Annotated in this window: 13 protein-coding genes, 1 pseudogene and 1 riboswitch; of the genes and pseudogenes, 3 read left to right on the plus strand and 11 right to left on the minus strand. The window is 38.6% G+C overall.

All coding sequences use genetic code 11. The features are described from left to right. Positions 1-77 precede the first annotated feature (77 nt). From ACE025_RS06615 to ACE025_RS06625, 3 genes are all read right to left on the minus strand, one after another. A complete protein-coding gene (locus ACE025_RS06615; protein WP_485938699.1) occupies positions 78-512 on the minus strand; it encodes a GNAT family N-acetyltransferase in 435 nt (144 codons plus the stop codon). A gap of 59 nt (positions 513-571) precedes the next feature. Beyond that, entirely contained in the window at positions 572-2,350 is a 1,779-nt protein-coding gene (locus ACE025_RS06620) for a DUF2207 domain-containing protein (RefSeq protein WP_485938701.1), read from the minus strand. A gap of 296 nt (positions 2,351-2,646) precedes the next feature. Then, the gene (locus tag ACE025_RS06625; RefSeq protein WP_485938703.1) at positions 2,647-3,354 is read right to left on the minus strand and encodes a DsbA family oxidoreductase; all 708 of its coding nucleotides are present in this window, start codon (positions 3,352-3,354) and stop codon (positions 2,647-2,649) included. Positions 3,355-3,508: 154 nt separating this feature from the next. Between ACE025_RS06625 and ACE025_RS06630 the strand changes: the two genes are divergently transcribed. The 3 genes from ACE025_RS06630 to ACE025_RS06640 all read left to right on the plus strand — a co-directional run bounded on the left by ACE025_RS06630 (position 3,509) and on the right by ACE025_RS06640 (position 7,025). Then, the gene (locus ACE025_RS06630) at positions 3,509-3,949 is read left to right on the plus strand and encodes a YtoQ family protein (protein ID WP_485938705.1); all 441 of its coding nucleotides are present in this window, start codon (positions 3,509-3,511) and stop codon (positions 3,947-3,949) included. Positions 3,950-4,096: 147 nt separating this feature from the next. After that, entirely contained in the window at positions 4,097-5,407 is a 1,311-nt protein-coding gene (brnQ, locus tag ACE025_RS06635; RefSeq protein ID WP_485938707.1) for a branched-chain amino acid transport system II carrier protein, read from the plus strand. A 154-nt stretch (positions 5,408-5,561) separates the two neighbouring features. Beyond that, positions 5,562-7,025 carry a WD40/YVTN/BNR-like repeat-containing protein gene (locus ACE025_RS06640; RefSeq protein ID WP_485938709.1) on the plus strand — a complete coding sequence of 488 codons (1,464 nt, stop codon included), beginning with the start codon at positions 5,562-5,564 and terminating at the stop codon, positions 7,023-7,025. 73 nt (positions 7,026-7,098) lie between these two features. Here the strand turns inward: ACE025_RS06640 and ACE025_RS06645 are convergent, their stop codons facing one another. From ACE025_RS06645 to uidA, 8 genes and pseudogenes are all read right to left on the minus strand, one after another. Continuing rightward, the gene (locus ACE025_RS06645; protein ID WP_485938711.1) at positions 7,099-7,710 is read right to left on the minus strand and encodes a GNAT family N-acetyltransferase; all 612 of its coding nucleotides are present in this window, start codon (positions 7,708-7,710) and stop codon (positions 7,099-7,101) included. 151 nt (positions 7,711-7,861) lie between these two features. Then, entirely contained in the window at positions 7,862-9,076 is a 1,215-nt protein-coding gene (locus ACE025_RS06650) for an L-lactate MFS transporter (protein ID WP_485938713.1), read from the minus strand. Between the two features lie 404 nt (positions 9,077-9,480). Then, entirely contained in the window at positions 9,481-10,872 is a 1,392-nt protein-coding gene (sufB, locus tag ACE025_RS06655) for a Fe-S cluster assembly protein SufB (protein ID WP_485938715.1), read from the minus strand. Positions 10,873-10,895: 23 nt separating this feature from the next. Further along, positions 10,896-11,324: a Fe-S cluster assembly sulfur transfer protein SufU gene (gene sufU / locus ACE025_RS06660; RefSeq protein ID WP_485938717.1), complete on the minus strand. Its 429-nt coding sequence runs from the start codon at positions 11,322-11,324 to the stop codon at positions 10,896-10,898. Next, positions 11,311-12,549: a cysteine desulfurase gene (locus tag ACE025_RS06665; protein WP_485938719.1), complete on the minus strand. Its 1,239-nt coding sequence runs from the start codon at positions 12,547-12,549 to the stop codon at positions 11,311-11,313. The genes sufU and ACE025_RS06665 overlap by 14 nt, the downstream gene beginning before the upstream one ends. Then, a complete protein-coding gene (gene sufD / locus ACE025_RS06670; RefSeq protein ID WP_485938721.1) occupies positions 12,546-13,823 on the minus strand; it encodes a Fe-S cluster assembly protein SufD in 1,278 nt (425 codons plus the stop codon). The genes ACE025_RS06665 and sufD overlap by 4 nt, the downstream gene beginning before the upstream one ends. A gap of 12 nt (positions 13,824-13,835) precedes the next feature. Next, entirely contained in the window at positions 13,836-14,609 is a 774-nt protein-coding gene (sufC, locus tag ACE025_RS06675) for a Fe-S cluster assembly ATPase SufC (RefSeq protein ID WP_485938723.1), read from the minus strand. 221 nt (positions 14,610-14,830) lie between these two features. Beyond that, positions 14,831-16,381 (minus strand): annotated as a pseudogene (gene uidA / locus ACE025_RS06680) (beta-glucuronidase); the annotation flags it as partial. 244 nt (positions 16,382-16,625) lie between these two features. Next, positions 16,626-16,791: riboswitch (M-box (ykoK) riboswitch) on the plus strand. The last annotated feature ends 323 nt before the right edge of the window (positions 16,792-17,114 follow it).

Genomic DNA, 17,114 nt, shown 5'->3' on the forward strand with positions numbered 1-17,114 from the left:
AAAATCGTTTTTTTCTCAGAACATAATAAAAACAGAAAGCTGGTTTGTGACCGGCTTTCTGTTTTTATTATGTTTGTTTATAATTTTTTAAGAAATCGTTTCTGCAATTTATCACCTTTATAGCCTATACGTTCATAAAATCTATGTGCTTCTTTTCGGTATTCAGCTGAATTCAACCGAATAGCAGCATATCCTCTTAACTTAGCTTCTTGTTCTAACTGCTTCATCAATAGACTTGCAACCCCTTGTCTTTGGTACATTTTTTCTACAGCAAGAGCCATGACATTAAACATCGGTTCAGCATACGTACTTTCATACACTTCTGCATGTACATACCCTATCATTTCCTGAGTATTTTTTTCTTCAAATACTAAGAAATAATGGTGGTTTGCATCTTGTATCAACTGCTTTAATTTTGTTTGTGTGAATGATAAGGAAACCTCATAACCCAATTGTTCATCATTCAATTTTTTGAGTTTTTCTGCATCTGAAAAAATTATTTGTCTAATCATATTCTGTCCCCATTATCTCAATCTTTTCACATTACACATTCTTATTGTCAGAGCTGAAATCAGCGAGCTCCTCCACCGCCGCCTCCACCAGCACCTGCTCCTCCACCAAAGGAAGTCGAACCGCCAGTTCCCGCTGCTCCTGATGAAGTACTAGAATAAAATCCGCCGCTGGCTAATCCGTCAGACCAGTTTCCTCTAAAACCTGTCATCCCATTCCAATACCAGTAGTAATAAATGAAGTTTCCGCTATCATATCCATATTCATCACTCGTTGGATCAGGGATCATTTCTTTAAATTCTTCTGTGATTTCTTCGCTTCTGGCGTATAAGATATTCCATAGCAGAAATTCTTCCACACTGAATGGGTTCTCTTTATTCTTGAATCCTTCTAGTTCGACTTCTTCTAAAAAGTTATCAAATTGTACTAAATGATCAAATAATTGATCTCCCTCTGGAGTTGCGATCGCGACTTCATGTTTAGTTCCCCAAACTTCGATTTCTTTAAATGAAACCAATCCTTCTCTTTCCAAATACTCTTTGGAGTAATCCGTTAAATAATCTGCGAATGTTTCCACTTCTTTGGCATTCTTTTTAGCCCACTTTTTGATGCGGTCATCCCCAACTATTCCATTACTGTTCGCCGCTTCCAATAACATTAACCATAAACCTATTTCATACGTTTCATTGTTAGACTCCAAAGTTTCTACATATTCTTCAAAAGACTGCGGATATAATCGACGTTCATCAGCATAATTTTGAATAGTGATTTCTGTATCAAAATCTTCCTTAAAGAGCGTTTTTTCTGTAGTTGTATTGATCAAAATACGTTCTTGTGTGACCCACTTTAATAAATACGCGGAAAAGTAATCTTCAAAATATCCTTTTTGAAAATCTTGGAGCAAATATGCGATCCCAGCGATATCCTCACCACGATAAGGAACCTCTTCATATAAAATGCCTTTATTTTCTTTCATTCTTTCTAAACCAGACCTCATTTGCCCGGCTTCTTTTTTCGCTTTTCTTACTTTCATCAAATAGGCTGCTGTAGCTGAAACGGCTCCCCCACCAATCACTATTGCTCCTACTACAATCGCTATAGGGATGTCATTTGAAGGGACATTGTACGCCGACCCATTCATAGCCATTTCTCGTTGTTCTTCTAAAGTATCATCCACACTGACTTGAGTATTGAAAAATCCTGGCTGGAATTGCAACAAGACAGTTACATCATTACTATCATTCACTTCTTCATTAGCTTGCCAAACGATCTTATCATCTACCAGCTCGATATCACCTTCAAATCCAAATCCCCAAAAACGGACATTGTCTTCTGTAAAAGGTTCTGGACCAGAAATCTCCACCGTTAAATTTTCTGCCGGTATGTCAGAAAAAGTATCAAAGTTCCATAGTAAAGCTTGCCCATCCTCTAATTCACGCACCAAATTGGATAAAGTATAAGTCACTTCATACTCATTTGTCCCGTAATCTCCGATTCCCCAAACCAATTCTAATCCGTCATCGGTTTCAATTACACCGTATTTCCCAGCTTTTTCTTCTCTGGAATCATCAGAATCCCAGTCTGTTACTTCTTCAAACCCTGCTACAGAAAAATCCAGCAACTCTGAATCTTGCATTTCTTCTAATACAATAAACAGTTCCGTGCCGTCATCCATATTCATCTGACGAAATTCTGTAACGATTCCCGAACCATCCTCTTGCAGTTCTACTTCAATCTTTATATCTGACAATTCATTTTCAGCAAAAACTGTTTCTCCAAAGGCTAAACTTATCAACAACGCTACACCGATACCTACTATTCTTTTTATCTTACCCCTCATAACTTATACCCAACTTTCTAAAGTTCAACTGAACTATTTTTGATGGAACTTTTGATATGTATTAAATGATTTGCTGAAAAAAAATCCCTTCAATATTGATCCAGCATTTTTTTTACAGATGTTATCCTAATTGAATTTTAACAAAACAATCGGTCCGAGTACAATGGTATCCTATACGTTTATCTACTAATTCAGTTCTTATTTGCCAGAGCATAAAAAAAGAGCCTATAATTCTTCTATTTAAAGGTTTTAAACCTCTAACAGAATAAACTTCAGCTCTTTTAGTGCAAGAATAGTTAATCACAGATCCATTGGTCATCAATCATATTGCAAGCTGCTGCGTCTGTTCCCATCAATTCTAATCCTTTTAATTGGAACCCTTCTTCTTCAGCGATTTTTTCAATCGTTTGTTCAATGACTTCTTGTGGTTGCGCTCCACTGATCAAGTATTTTTGATTCACTACTACTGCAGGCGCTCCTTGAATACCGTAATCCCGAACTCTTTGGAGATCTTCTCTAACGGCTTGTTCAGTTTCAGGGTCTTCAAATTGAGTTTTCCATGCATTGAAGTCAACTGAAGTTTGTTTGATAAGTTCTTCAATAACCATTAAGTCAGATATATCTTTATTTTCCACAAACAACGCATGTTGTAAACCGTCGAAAACATCCCAATAAGCTGCTTGATTTGCAACAATTCCAGCAGCTTTAGCAGCTTTCAACCCATTTTTAGATGTCGGAAATAAGAAGTTTTGTTCTTTCATCCCTTCAATATTGAATCGGTGTTCATCATCATTATGGTTGGCACTTTCCCAATGATGAATGACTTCTTGCTTTACCGCTTCATGTGAACCAAACATTTGAATAAATTGCTCTTTTTCCCATCCTAAAGCAAATGACCGGTGCACAATTTCCAGTTTTGGATACTTCTTCACTACTTTTCTCATTCGGTAAGACATTGGGAAACAAAAACTGCAAATCACATCATGGAAAAACTCTACTTGCATATCAACACTCCTAGTCGTTTACTTTATTTCGTCCTTTTCTATTCACTTACTTATTGTAATTTAAATATTTCTCCTTAGCAACAATTCTTATTTTTCAGCGAACTATTTTCAAATACTATATGATAGAAGCAACACATTTAAAAGGAGAGATATTATGGAATTGACTGTCTATTTAGCAGGACAAATTCACGATTCTTGGCGTGATGATATCATCAAACTAGTGAAAGAAAAAAACTTACCTTATTCCTTTGTAGGTCCACAAACTAGTCATGACTTATCGGATAATATTGGAGAAGAAATTTTAGGAAAACAACCCAACAACTTGTTTAAAGATCAAGCAGCCAGTGATATAAATAACTTCAGAACACAAGTATTGATGCAAAAAGCGGACATCGTTATCGCTTTGTTTGGAGAAGAATACCGTCAATGGAATACGGCGATGGATGCTGCTGCAGCGATCAACACGGGTAAACCCTTGATTATTATTCGTCCTGAAAAATTGATCCATCCCTTGAAAGAATTGTCTAATAAAGCCAATGTGACAGTGGAATCGATTGATCAAGCTGTACAAGTCTTGGAATATGTTTTTCGATGATTGATGATTTATACTAATTGTCCATTGTCGATTTAATTTCGCGCGTTATATTTTTATGCATATTGACTATTCGCACCATTTCTGAGATATTCCTACTATTGTGTATTGATACATGTAATTAGTTTAATTTTCATTGGAGGCAATTTAATGCAAAGAAAAGATGTATTTGTAGTTGGTTTTATGCTTTTTGCGTTGTTTTTTGGTGCTGGAAACCTGATTTTCCCAACCGCTTTAGGTTTTCAAAGTGGAGAATATTTTTTATCAGCTATTTTAGGCTTTATTTTGACCGGTGTCGGTCTTCCTTTATTAAGTGTCATTGTCGGTTCTATTTCAGAAAACGGATATAGAGAATCATTGAAACAGATTCATCCGGTATATTCCATTATTTTTTTAATCGTTGTTTACTTAACGATTGGCCCGTTTTTCGCTATTCCCAGAACAGCAACAACGGCTTATGAAATTGGTGTTGTTCCTTTTTTACAACAATCGACAAGCATGAGTTTATTTTTCTTTTCAGTGCTCTTCTTTTTATTGGTTTTATTTGTGGCACTAAACCCGAACAGCTTAGCAGATAATATAGGAAAATATTTAACGCCTACTTTATTAGTAACGATTCTTATCCTTATTATTCGAACAATAACGATGTACTATTCAAACGATCCTCAAGCAGCTGATGTTTCATTTGAATTGCAAGCTCCTTCCATTATAGGCTTTACTGAAGGTTACTTGACGATGGATGCCATCGGGGCAATTGCTTTTTCTATTATCGTTTTGAATTCTATACGAAATTTAGGAGTAACGAATCGGAAGGATTTGCTGATTGGAACTGTGAAATCATCGTTTCTAGCTGCTCTATTACTTGGCCTGGTTTATATCGGTTTAGGTTGGATGGGTAACCGGGTGATGTTGAATACCGGTCTTCCTGAGAAACAAAATCTCGGTACTTTTTTATTGCAATATGTCTCAAATGAAGCCTTCGGTGCTTTAGGGATTATTTTGCTTGGAACAATCGTTTTCTTAAGCTGTTTGACAACAGCAACAGGCTTGATTTCAGCAGTCAGTGAATACTTCAATAGTTTGTTTCCAAAGATTACTTATAAAACTTTTGCGGTACTATTTACAATCGTCTCATTTATATTAGCTAATCAAGGATTAGATCAAGTCATCAAAACCAGTGTACCTGTTTTAAATGTGATTTATCCAATTGCAATGAGTACGGTTTTGCTTCTTTTATTTACGTACTTCATTCCCTCACCACGCCTCAGTTTACAAATACCGGTTATAGTAGTCTCTCTTATCAGTTTACTTTCCATGGTCCATGCAAATGGTTGGCTTCAAGCAGATTGGTTAGAGATATTACCGCTTTACTCTTATCAATTGGAATGGATTCCTCTACTGATCAGTGGATATGTCATTGGGTATTTAGCAGGAATGAAACAACCCAAAGTCACCTATTAAATTCCTGAGAGATGCAGTAGACTCAATGTCTACTGCTTCTTTTATGCACTGAAATCTTGTTCTGACAAACATGTGCAATTTGAATGATCTAACGGTAAAATACATTCTATAATGGACATGAAGTAGTCACTACTTTAATAAGGAGACAACTGAATTGAAAAAGAAAAACTTTAAATGGAGAGCTCTGGTTTTCAACCCAATCGTTTTAGTCGTTTATGGTATTGGCTGCTATTATTTGTCTTTTCTTGCTTGGTATGGTGGTGTTGCAAGAAGAGCCCCCATCATACTGGCTACTTTTGGCATCTTGCTGCTTTGGTTTGGTTGGTGCTTTTACCGATACAGAAAAAATCGTAATGGCGCAAAAAACACTTCTGACAAAAGTTCACTCTCCTCTATATGGGAATTTTTTTGTAAATGGTGGTTCAGGATAAGCCTTCTTTCTTTCATCTTCATTACCCTTGTTACAGGTTTCCAACTTTACCAAAGTGCTATCCATTTTCAAGGAAAGTTAGCTTTTGTTATACACGATTTTTTCAACACCCGTGATATAGCATTCGTACACAATAATGTCTACGAAGATGGCTTAGACGGCTTACTTGTCGATCTGCAAACTGAATTGGAGTTACCGGAAGACCTGTATCTTTCCAATGAATTTGATTTCACATTCAATAGTGACGGTGAAATTACTTATATCTACAGTTTCTTTTATGGTCTTGATGAAAATAAAGAAACGAAAAGCTTTTTATTGAGTTATGATCGTGAAAAAAGCAAGGACATACGTGTTTACTTAAATGGGTTCGCTGATCCAACTTTTGAGGATACGATGAAATTACAACCTTTGATTGACGGCATAAAAATTCTTCCCCTAAAAGAAACAGTTGCTGAGTGGGGCGAAGAAACTGTCGGCATTTATTATGCTGGTTATCGAAGTTGGGGATACAACACAGAAGGTATTGTTTATTTTGATCAAGAAGGAAATACTCTTCCACTAACAGATGCTTCTAATGAGATTACAGGTTATACGATTTCTCTATACGCACCTGATAATGATAATAAAACACCTATGCGTTTCATGGATTTTTCTACTGCTGGAACACTTCAAGAAGAAGTTACCATTGAAGCAACACAGCCGCAAAATGATGGCGAAACTTTTTTCCTTAATAAACAGTTAGGGTATCAATTGACCGTCGTTGACGCCGCTGCCGGTTCTCGTTTTTACACCTTGAATCAGTCAGTAGATGGTGGAAATACTTGGGAGCTCATCAATCCTGATCCTTTTTTAGGTGAATTGGGCGTCTCTACTGGGATCACCTTTATCAATGAACAACTGGGTTTCATCGTTTTATCTCATAGTGGAGGAAGTTACTCGGAATTGTATCGCACAACAGATGGCGGAGCAACATTTGAAAAAGTAGAGATCCCTCCTGTACAAGTTCCTTTAACGGAAACAGAGAAATACAATCCGTTTGACTTTCCTGAAATGCCATACGAAGATAATGGCGATCTCTTTCTTCCGGTCGGCCAAGGACAAGATGGAGACTACAACAAAGCTAGTCACTTACTCTACAGGTCTACTGATGACGGAAAAACTTGGGAATATGCAGAAGAACTATTCTAAATCTAAGAACGTTAGAGATAATTTGACAAAAGTACTCCTAGTGTTCTTCTTGTGTGTAGTCTTTAACTGAAACTTACGCATTATTATGAGCTTTCCATTCATATGCTCTGACTTCATGAAGTCGATAACAAATTTTAGCTAACTCTTCTTTTCGTTCAATTGGCGCTTCAAAATTCAAGTTGCGTATTCCATATACTTCTCCTATATGATCTAAATCGAGAAACTGTTGCATCATTTTGTCTTTTTTATCTCCTTTTACAAATGCATTCAAATAAGCTTCTTTAAAGATAAATCCTTGTCTTATGTACCAATTATTGGCTGCATTGTCGTCTTGCGTCCAGACCTCTATCCGATGGATTCCTTGTTCTTGCAGTTTTCCTTTGGCTGTCTCCCACATTCTAGTGGCTAATCTCATCCCTCTATATTCCGGTAAAACGCCTAGATACCAAATGACACCACCTCTTGTTCCTTCAAAATAACAAAGGTCTCCAGGTTTAGTTTCGTATTCACAATCTAAAAAGCCAATTACTTCTTCTTCATTGATAGCAACTATTTGAATAACAGGATTTTCATATTTTTCTCTAGAACGTTGTACATCATCATAAAAGGAACTTTCTAAAAAAGATAATACCCTACAACGAATCCAAGATTGCTTATCTGCTTCTCTATATTCTCTGATCTCCATGCGATCCTCCTCAAGATTCATCATTTTATAGAATATATTATATCTCACTTAAGTTCATTTAGATATTTGATAATCAGATTACCATGACCCATAAAAAAAATGGCATCTTCTCTCAAAAAAGAAGATGCCAAGTTTTTTGTCATTAATAGCTCTAATTTTGTTTAGCTGTTTTTTGTTCCGCATTATTCGCTTTATTAGCTCTGTTCATATAGAACAAAATCATTCCAGCTCCCACAAGAGCCATACCTGCTGAAATCAATAACGCCATTGAGTAAGAACCTGTTGATTCTCTGATGCTTGAAGCAAGCGATGGACCTAAAATTGATGCGATTCCATAAGCCGTGAACATCCAGCCATAGTTAGAAGCTGATTTTGATGCTCCCCAGTTCTCTGCTGTGATTCCAGGGAAAGAACCTAAGAATCCGCCAAATGATAAAGCAATAAAGATCAATCCTGCAATACCGGCAATAGCTCCCAATGTGTTCGCAAAATTTAATAAGATCAATCCAGTTCCTGAAACAATAAACATAATCATAACCGTTTTGTATCTTCCAATTTTATCTGAAACTGAACCCCAGAAAATTCTCCCCAACGTATTTGCTAGTCCCACGACCATAACAATAACCGCTCCAGCTCCCAATGAGTAGTAAGAAGCTAAGTTAGCCGCGTGACCAATTACCATTAATCCACTTGTTGCTGCGAAAGTATAAACAGCCCATAATATCCAGAAGTTTGATTCGCGAAGCATTTCTTTGTAATTTTTATCTTTGTCAGTTGTTACTCCAACGGCTTTTTCTTGTACAGGTGGGTTTTCCATCACGAAAGATGATGCACAAATGACCACCAATAAGATTCCGCCTAAGATTTTAAAGGTATCATTTACTCCTACACTCTCAATCATATTCGTAGCGATCGGAGCCAACAAAATCGCTCCTGATCCGAATCCAGCTGCTGTTAAACCGCCAGCCAAACCTTTTTTGTCCGGAAACCACTTTACAGTTAAGGCTGTAGCCGTTCCATATCCGGCCCCGATCCCTAATCCTAAAATCACTCCATAAGTTAAATACAACATGATGATGCTGTTTGCAAAACCCGTTAAGAACATTCCTAAACCAAACAACAACCCAGCCGCAAGAACGACTTTCTTTCCGCCGTGTTTATCAACGATCGGTCCGCAAATGATCATCCCAACCGGGACCATCGCAAATGAGATACTAAATGCTAAAGACGTTTCACTCAACGTCCAATCTGTATTCGTCTCTAATAAAGCCGTTTGGAACACTGACCAAGCATACCCTGCTCCTAATGCCAAATTTGTTATGATAGCTGCAATCAAAATTAACCAACGATTCTTTTCTTGTTTCATCTACCTTCCTCCTATAATCTTAAGTAATATGACCCCGCTTTATAAAGCGTTTTCAATTACTTATTCTATAGAGGAATGATAGAAGAAACCACCAAGTAAAAATGAACATATCTATAAGAATTTCTTATGACTTATAAATAATACTCATACTAATGATATAATCATCATCATCTCATCACAATAAAACAGTGGGAAGGATTATAATAATCGATTACCCGACATTTGAAAAAGTTGAATCTTTACAATAAAATGAGCAACATTTTATGGTTAATGTTGCCCGTTTTATCTATGTTCTTTAGTCAGTTAGTTTCACTTGTTCTTCACTATTTCAGGTGAAAATAGTACAAAATATGAGTATATATCCCCTGAAGCAATAAACTTTCTTCTTTCATAATTACTTTTTTCTACCCCACTGACCCTTCCATCTCATAAGCGATCAATCGGTTCAATTCCACAGCATATTCCATTGGGAGTTCTTTCGAGAAGGGTTCGACAAATCCCATAACGATCATTTCAGTCGCTTCTTGTTCTGTCAAACCGCGGCTCATCAAGTAATAGAGCTGTTCTTCCGATATTTTTGAGACTTTGGCTTCGTGTTCTAGAGAGACATTTCCGTTGTGGATCTCATTGAACGGAATCGTATCAGATTTCGATAAGTCATCCATAATGATTGTGTCGCATTCAATGTGAGAAATGGATCCGCCAGAATTCTTTCCGAAGGTTACTTGTCCGCGATAATTGACCTCTCCGCCATCTTTAGCAATCGATTTTGAAACGATTGAACTGGAAGTGTTCGGAGCATTATGAATCATTTTGGCCCCCGTATCTTGGTTTTGTCCAGCTCCTGCCATCGCAATAGACAACATCGTTCCTCTGGCTCCTCGTCCATTCAATGCAATACTCGGGTACTTCATCGTAGTTTTGGCTCCAAGGTTGCCATCGACCCATTCCATTGTCGCTCCTTCAAGTGCGACTGCCCGTTTCGTTACCAAATTATACACATTGTTCGACCAGTTTTGGATCGTTGTGTAACGGCAATAAGCGTCTTTTTTAACAATGATTTCTACAATAGCCGCATGCAGACTGCTGGAAGAAAAAGTCGGCGCCGTACACCCTTCTACATAATGCACACTCGCTCCTTCATCGACTACAATAAGCGTCCGTTCAAATTGACCCATCGCTTCATCATTGATGCGGAAATACATTTGCAAAGGAACATCACAGCGGACACCTTTCGGCACGTAAATAAACGTTCCGCCAGACCAGACAGAGGCATTTAATGCAGCCAATTTATTATCCGTTGCCGGTACGACTGTTCCAAAGTGTTCTTTAAAGATTTCCGGATACTCTTTCAATGCTGAATCTGTATCGGTAAAAACGATCCCCAGTTTTTCAAATTCTTCTTTCATGTTGTGGTAAACGACTTCCGATTCGTATTGCGCTCCAGCACCTGCTAAATATTTCCGTTCTGCTTCTGGTATTCCTAAGCGTTCAAAAGTTTCTTTGACTTTTTCTGGAACATCTTCCCAATCTCGCTCAGGTTGGTTGCTGACAGTCTTGTAATAAGTGATTTCATCGAAGTCGATCGCTGATAAATCCGCTCCCCATTCAGGCATTGGTCGTTTCAAAAAATGCGAGTAGGCTTTTAAGCGATAGTCCAGCATCCACTCCGGTTCATTTTTGCGTTGCGAGATTTCTCTGACTGTCTTTTCCGTAAGGCCTTTTCCAGTCGTGTAAATAGAATCCACGTCATCATGGAAACCGTATTGATACTGTTCGCGTTCAGGTACTTCCATTTGTTCTCCTCCTTACGATTCTTTTATTCCGCTAATGCTTTTTCTAGCGCTTTCCACGATAACGTCGCGCATTTGATACGAGCTGGGAATTTGGCAACTCCCGACAACAATACCGCATCTCCTAATTTTTCCACGTCCTGCACTTCTTCTCCTTGGACTAAAAGCGAAAATTGTTTTTCCAATTGCAACGCTTCTTCAAGAGTTTTCCCTACCATAAGATCCGTCATCATGCTGGCACTAGCTTTACTAATTGTGCAGCCATGACCGCTGAAACGAATGTCTGTGATGCGATCGCCTTCGATCAAGAAGTAAAGCTGAATCACGTCTCCGCAAGTAGGATTGTTCAATTCAATCGTGCGAGTCGATTCGTCAAGCGTCCCATAATGATGAGGGTGTTGCGAATGGTCTAAGATCACTTGTCGGTACAATTGATCCAATTTAGATAATCCCATAACTAAAAAACTCCTTTGTCGCGATTAGTGCTTCAACAAATGTGTCAGCATCTGCGGTTGTATTGTAAACATAAAAACTGGCACGAGCCGAAGAATCGCATCCCAGTCTAGTCATCAACGGCTGAACACAGTGGTTGCCTGCTCTTATAGCTACACCTTCCATATCCATCGCTGTAGCTACATCATGCGGATGGATGTCTTCTAAATTAAAAGTGATGATTCCAGTTCGTTGTTCCAGTTTTTCCGGTCCATAAATGGTCAATCCAGGTATAGCCGTTAATTTAGGCCATAAATACTGCATCAATTCTTGTTCATGTTGTTGGATGTTATCTACTCCAACAGTCTCCATATAATCGATTGCTGCCCCAAGTCCAATCGCCCCTGCGATATTGGGTGTCCCGGCTTCGAATTTCCATGGCAATTCTTTCCAAGTACTCTCTTGTTCCGTAACGATATCGATCATCTCCCCTCCAAATTCAACGGGCTCCATTTGCTCCAGTAAGTGTCGTTTTCCATATAGAACACCAATCCCTGTTGGCCCAAGCATTTTGTGCCCGCTGAAGGCGTAGAAATCAACATTTAGTTCTTGCACATCGACTTTTTGATGCGGAACAGCTTGAGCTCCGTCCACTACTAATACGGCTCCAGCTTCATGTACTAAGTGAGCGATTTCTTGTATCGGATTTACTACCCCTAATACATTAGATACATGGGCAAGAGAGACGATTTTTGTTTTGCTGGTCAATTGGCTGCGCAGACTGTCCATATCCAGTAATCCTTCAGGAGTGATGTCAATGTACTTCAATACCGCTCGCTGTCTTTTGGCCAATTGCTGCCAAGGGACGATATTGGAATGATGTTCCATGATGGAAATCACTATTTCATCTCCTGGTTGAACAACTGCTTCTCCGTAACTTTTAGCCACCCAGTTCAAACTAGTGGTCGTTCCTCGAGTAAACAAGACTTCAGCTGATTCTTTTGCATGAATGAAATGCTGCGCTTTTTGGCGAGCTGCTTCGTATTGTGCTGTAGCTCTTTCAGCTAAGGTGTGGACTCCTCGATGAACGTTGGCATTGTTTTGGCGGTAATACTGTTCTACGGCGGCTAAGACGGTCGTTGGTTTTTGAGACGTTGCGGCATTGTCCAAATACACCAACGGCTCTTCATTGACGAGTTGGTTTAAAATCATAAAATCAGCTTTTACCTTGTCCGCAGAAAAACTCATTCACTCAACTTCCTTTCAATCGTCTCCACCAATTCCGTGCGCACGGATTTTAAAGGAATCGCCGTAATCACAGCGCCTAAAAAACCTCTGATAACTAATCGCTCTGCTTCTTGTCTAGGAATCCCTCGACTCATCAAGTAATACAACTCTTCGGGATCGACTCTTCCAACACTAGCTGCATGCCCAGCGGTAACGTCATTCTCGTCAATCAGCAAAATCGGATTCGCATCTCCTCTAGCATGTTCAGACAACATCAAGATTCGACTTTCTTGCTGGGCATCCGCCCCTTTGGCCCCTTTTAAGATATGCCCGATACCATTAAACGTCAGAGTAGATTTGTCTAAAATCACTCCGTGCTGCAAAATATGACCAGTAGTATGCCGACCAAAATTAGTCACTCGAGTGTCGATTCCTTGGATCTGACTACCCATACTGATGGCAACGACTTTTACTTCGCTGCTGGAACCTTCGCCTACTAGATCCGTATCAAAATCTGCGATCACATTCCCTGTGTTCATAACCCCTACTGCCCAATCGATAGAGGCATCTTTGTCCGTATGTCCTCGCCGATTGAGATAAGCTGTCGTTTGCTCTCCCAACTGATCCACTGCAGAAACTTTTACTGTTGCACCTGGTTTAGCAACAACTTCCACTATGATATTGGCTGAGCCTTTTTCAGTACCGATCGTTTCATATTTCTCCACATAGGTAAAAGAACTATAACTGTCAGCATACACCAACACATGTTTGATCCAGCTGTTTTCATATTGACTATTTTGAACAAAAGTAGCTTCTAAAGGTTCTTCTATGACCACATGTTTAGGAACATATAAAAATACTCCGCTTGTCATAAAAGCAGCATGAAAAGCTGTCAGTTTGTCTTCGTTCGGTTTGACCGCTCTATTCATGTAACACTCTTCTACTAAATCCGGGTATTCTCTTAAAGCTGTAAAGATGTCTGTAAAAATTACCCCTTGGTCTTTGTATTTTTGGGGCAGAAATTCGACCATTGTTTGATGACCTACTTGGACGATTTGAGGAGTTTGTGCGTACTCTTGGTCTTCCGGCAAGATGAATCCTTCAAACGTTGTCAACTCTGGAATCTCGATCAATGGCCATCGTTTATAGTTGACTCGTTCGAATACAGGCCAGTCTAAATCGTCAAGTTGTTTTAAAGCCGTTTTCCTCAATCTCAGCATCCACTCAGGCTCGCCCATTTGTGCAGAAAATTGCTGTACCATTCCATAATTTTCTTTATACATCACTTCTTGCATTGACTTGCCTCCTTAATCTTCGTCCAACACAACTTCTAATCCTAATTCATCTCTGATTCCTTTATACCCCTCGACTTCTAATCGTTTCGCCAACTCTGCCCCGCCTGTTTTGACGATGATTCCATTCATCATCACATGAACAACATCAGGAGTGATGTAATTCAATAATCGCTGATAATGAGTAATGATCAATGAACCGAAATTCTCTCCTCTCATTGCATTGACCCCTTTAGAGACGACTTTCAGTGCATCGATATCCAATCCTGAATCGATTTCATCTAAAATCGCAAATGTCGGTTCAATCATCATCAATTGCAAGATCTCATTTCGTTTTTTCTCTCCGCCGGAAAAGCCTTCGTTCAAATAACGTTCCGCCATCTCTTCAGGCATATCTAAAACGGCCATTTTTTCATCTAATTTTCTGATGAACTCCATTACAGAGATTTTATTACCTTCTGGACGTCTAGCGTTGATGGCTGCCCTCATAAATTCAGCATTCGTGATACCAGCTATCTCGCTTGGGTACTGAACAGCTAAAAAAAGTCCAGCACGAGCTCTTTCGTCGACTTCCATCTCTAATACATCTTGTCCATCCAATAAAATTTCACCTTTAGTAACGGTGTAGCTGGGATGTCCCATGATAGCTGCTGAAAGCGTCGATTTTCCTGTCCCGTTTGGACCCATGATGGCATGAATTTCTCCTGTGTTCATCACTAAATCGACACCTTTTAAGATTTCTTTATCTTCTATGGATACATGCAGATTTTTTACTTCCAGTCTCGCCATAAAGCTTCCTACTCTCTAAAGTTTTATAATCATTTCACAAATAGTTGTTTGAAAGTTTCTTTGATTTATTCCTCTCCATTTTATGACAACAACAACTTTTTAGCAATTGTTATTCAATTTACAGACGATTCAATTCCTTTTATTTTTCATCATTTGTTCAATTACAAACAACAAGACAACAAAAAAATACTGAAGCAAGATTTGCTCCAGTGTTTTAAACCTTATTCGTTTTTATTTCCAAAATCGGGCATAGACGTCCAGCGTTCTCTTAATACATGTGCGATCATTTTTGGTTCTCTCGCACGAGTAAAGATTCCTTTTTTATTTCCTTGTACACGATTGATGCCGACTTTTGTTTCAAAATCCGCAAAGTTCCACAATTGTTCTCCGACAACTTGTTTATAATCATCAAACACTTTGTGATACATATTGTAGTAACGTACCTGATATTCTTCTGTAAATGGAATATCATCGATTGCATGATACCCAGGAACGGTATCTGCACCGTATTCTGTAAACATAACTGGTTTACCAGGGTACATTTCTTCCCATAAGTCTAATTCTTCACGCAACGCTTTTTCTCCAGCGTTTAAGTCTCCTGTTTGCACATACCAACCGTAGTAACGGTTTAATGCGATCACGTCTAATAAATCTGCTACCAAATCTTTATCCGGTGTAGACATCATGATGTTCACAATTGTTACTGGGCGATTCTGCGGATCCAACTCTCTTGTCAAGTTGATCAATGGTTCAAAGTATTCACGTGCACCTTCTTTATGCAGTGCCGGTTCATTTGCGATCGACTACAAGACTACACAAGCCAAGTTTTTATCTCGAGCCACTAATTCATGCAGCACTTGTTCATGCGCTGCTGTTGTGTCCATCAATTGCCAGGTATTTCTTGTTTCCCCGCTGCCTGATAAAGCAAAATCAAATGACGAGAACAGTCCAACTGCAGGTGTCTCATCGATCACGACAATTCCTTCTTTATCGGCTAATCGCATCATTTGTTCTGAATAAGGATAATGAGAAGTCCGGAACGAGTTGGCTCCGATCCATTTCGTCAAATTCAAGTCCATTACGTTCGCAACTTCATTGATTCCGCGTCCATTTATATAAACATCTTCATGTTTTCCGAAACCTTTGAAATAGAAAGGCTTACCGTTGATCAAGAATTGATTTTCCCCAACGGCTACTGTTCGAAGCCCAAAAGGTTCTTCATAGACATCTGTCAGTTCCCTATCTCTATACCCTTCTACTCGTGCAGTGTAGTGATAAGCATTCATTGGCTGCCATAAATGAACATTCTCAATAGTCAAGGCAGTTTCTGCTCCCATTACTTGTGCAACTTCATTTCCTTCTTCATCCAATAAGGTCACTTTAATCTCATCAAATTCGCCAACCGTTTGAACAACTGTAAAGACTTCTGCAGAATCATCGTTTACGTTATGAGTGATGATAATATCTTCTACATAGTCATGAGGGGTCGTATAAATTTTGACCGGACGATGAATTCCCGCATAGTTGAAGAAGTCAAAATTCCCGCTGGTTCTACGGATGATTTTCCCGTTTTCGTCTGTTGTTTCACTATCATTCACTACTGGTAAAGTCGTGTAATCTAGAATGTTGTTCGCAGATACCGTTACTCTATTTTTCCCGGGCACTAATTCTTTATTGATCTAAACATCAAAAGGGGTAAACCCACCTTTATGTTCTACTATTTTTTGTTCATTGACATATACCGTTGCATAATGGGTCACTGATCCAAAGCGCTAAGCAATTCTTGGATCACCATTTTTTAACCATCTTTTAAATTAGTCTCTCTGATTTCTTTTCATCGATTTTTCCCACTGTCAATTGACTCATTAAGCTTTCTTACACTCATTGTAGCAAAAACAATATTTAACTTCTATTTTTCTATGAAATCACCTTGTTTAAATCTCCTTTTCTACTACCAAGGTTTTCATTGAACTTGACTTATTAATTTTTTTGAATTAGCATGGTAGACGAAATGAATAAGGCTTCTGTTAGGTGAGGCTCCTATATGGAAAAACGCTGCTGCCCAAAAACGTCGAGAGACACCAATGGGTCAACAGGAATGATCGACGCAAGGTCATTTTTAATGTAGCTGATGAATAATCTACGCCATATAGTGCTAAAACTCAACGATGGAGAAGGTATAGTGCTTTTTTGAGGTATAAAAAACATTATTTGTATTGGAATCATTCCTGTTTATTTGAATCGACTATTCCAGCACGCTCTCTGTCTAATGATAGAGAGCGTGTTTTTTGTTTCTCTTACTATTGTTTATAAGAGAAACAAGTATAAATACTTCTCGGATCATTTCAGCAATAACCATAAAAAATGAGGTGATGGATATGGAACTAAGTTCTACGAATGACAGGTCGCATGGCTGTTTCAAAAACTTAAAAAGGAAAATAAAAGTTGCTGACAAGCTTTTTTTAACTCGCTTGATTTTATAGTATCTTTATTTTTCTGCTACCC

The sequence above is a fragment of the Desemzia sp. AGC72 genome, from assembly GCF_057334175.1.

Coding starts and splice junctions, on each gene's coding strand:
- sufD (WP_485938721.1), bottom strand. CDS start 13,823: ATGCAAGAAGTGATGTATAAAGAAAATTATGGAATGGTACAGCAATTT.
- ACE025_RS06620 (WP_485938701.1), bottom strand. CDS start 2,350: ATGAGGGGTAAGATAAAAAGAATAGTAGGTATCGGTGTAGCGTTGTTG.
- ACE025_RS06630 (WP_485938705.1), top strand. CDS start 3,509: ATGGAATTGACTGTCTATTTAGCAGGACAAATTCACGATTCTTGGCGT.
- sufC (WP_485938723.1), bottom strand. CDS start 14,609: ATGGCGAGACTGGAAGTAAAAAATCTGCATGTATCCATAGAAGATAAA.
- ACE025_RS06615 (WP_485938699.1), bottom strand. CDS start 512: ATGATTAGACAAATAATTTTTTCAGATGCAGAAAAACTCAAAAAATTG.
- sufB (WP_485938715.1), bottom strand. CDS start 10,872: ATGGAAGTACCTGAACGCGAACAGTATCAATACGGTTTCCATGATGAC.
- ACE025_RS06625 (WP_485938703.1), bottom strand. CDS start 3,354: ATGCAAGTAGAGTTTTTCCATGATGTGATTTGCAGTTTTTGTTTCCCA.
- sufU (WP_485938717.1), bottom strand. CDS start 11,324: ATGGGATTATCTAAATTGGATCAATTGTACCGACAAGTGATCTTAGAC.
- ACE025_RS06645 (WP_485938711.1), bottom strand. CDS start 7,710: ATGGAGATCAGAGAATATAGAGAAGCAGATAAGCAATCTTGGATTCGT.
- brnQ (WP_485938707.1), top strand. CDS start 4,097: ATGCAAAGAAAAGATGTATTTGTAGTTGGTTTTATGCTTTTTGCGTTG.
- ACE025_RS06665 (WP_485938719.1), bottom strand. CDS start 12,549: ATGAGTTTTTCTGCGGACAAGGTAAAAGCTGATTTTATGATTTTAAAC.
- ACE025_RS06650 (WP_485938713.1), bottom strand. CDS start 9,076: ATGAAACAAGAAAAGAATCGTTGGTTAATTTTGATTGCAGCTATCATA.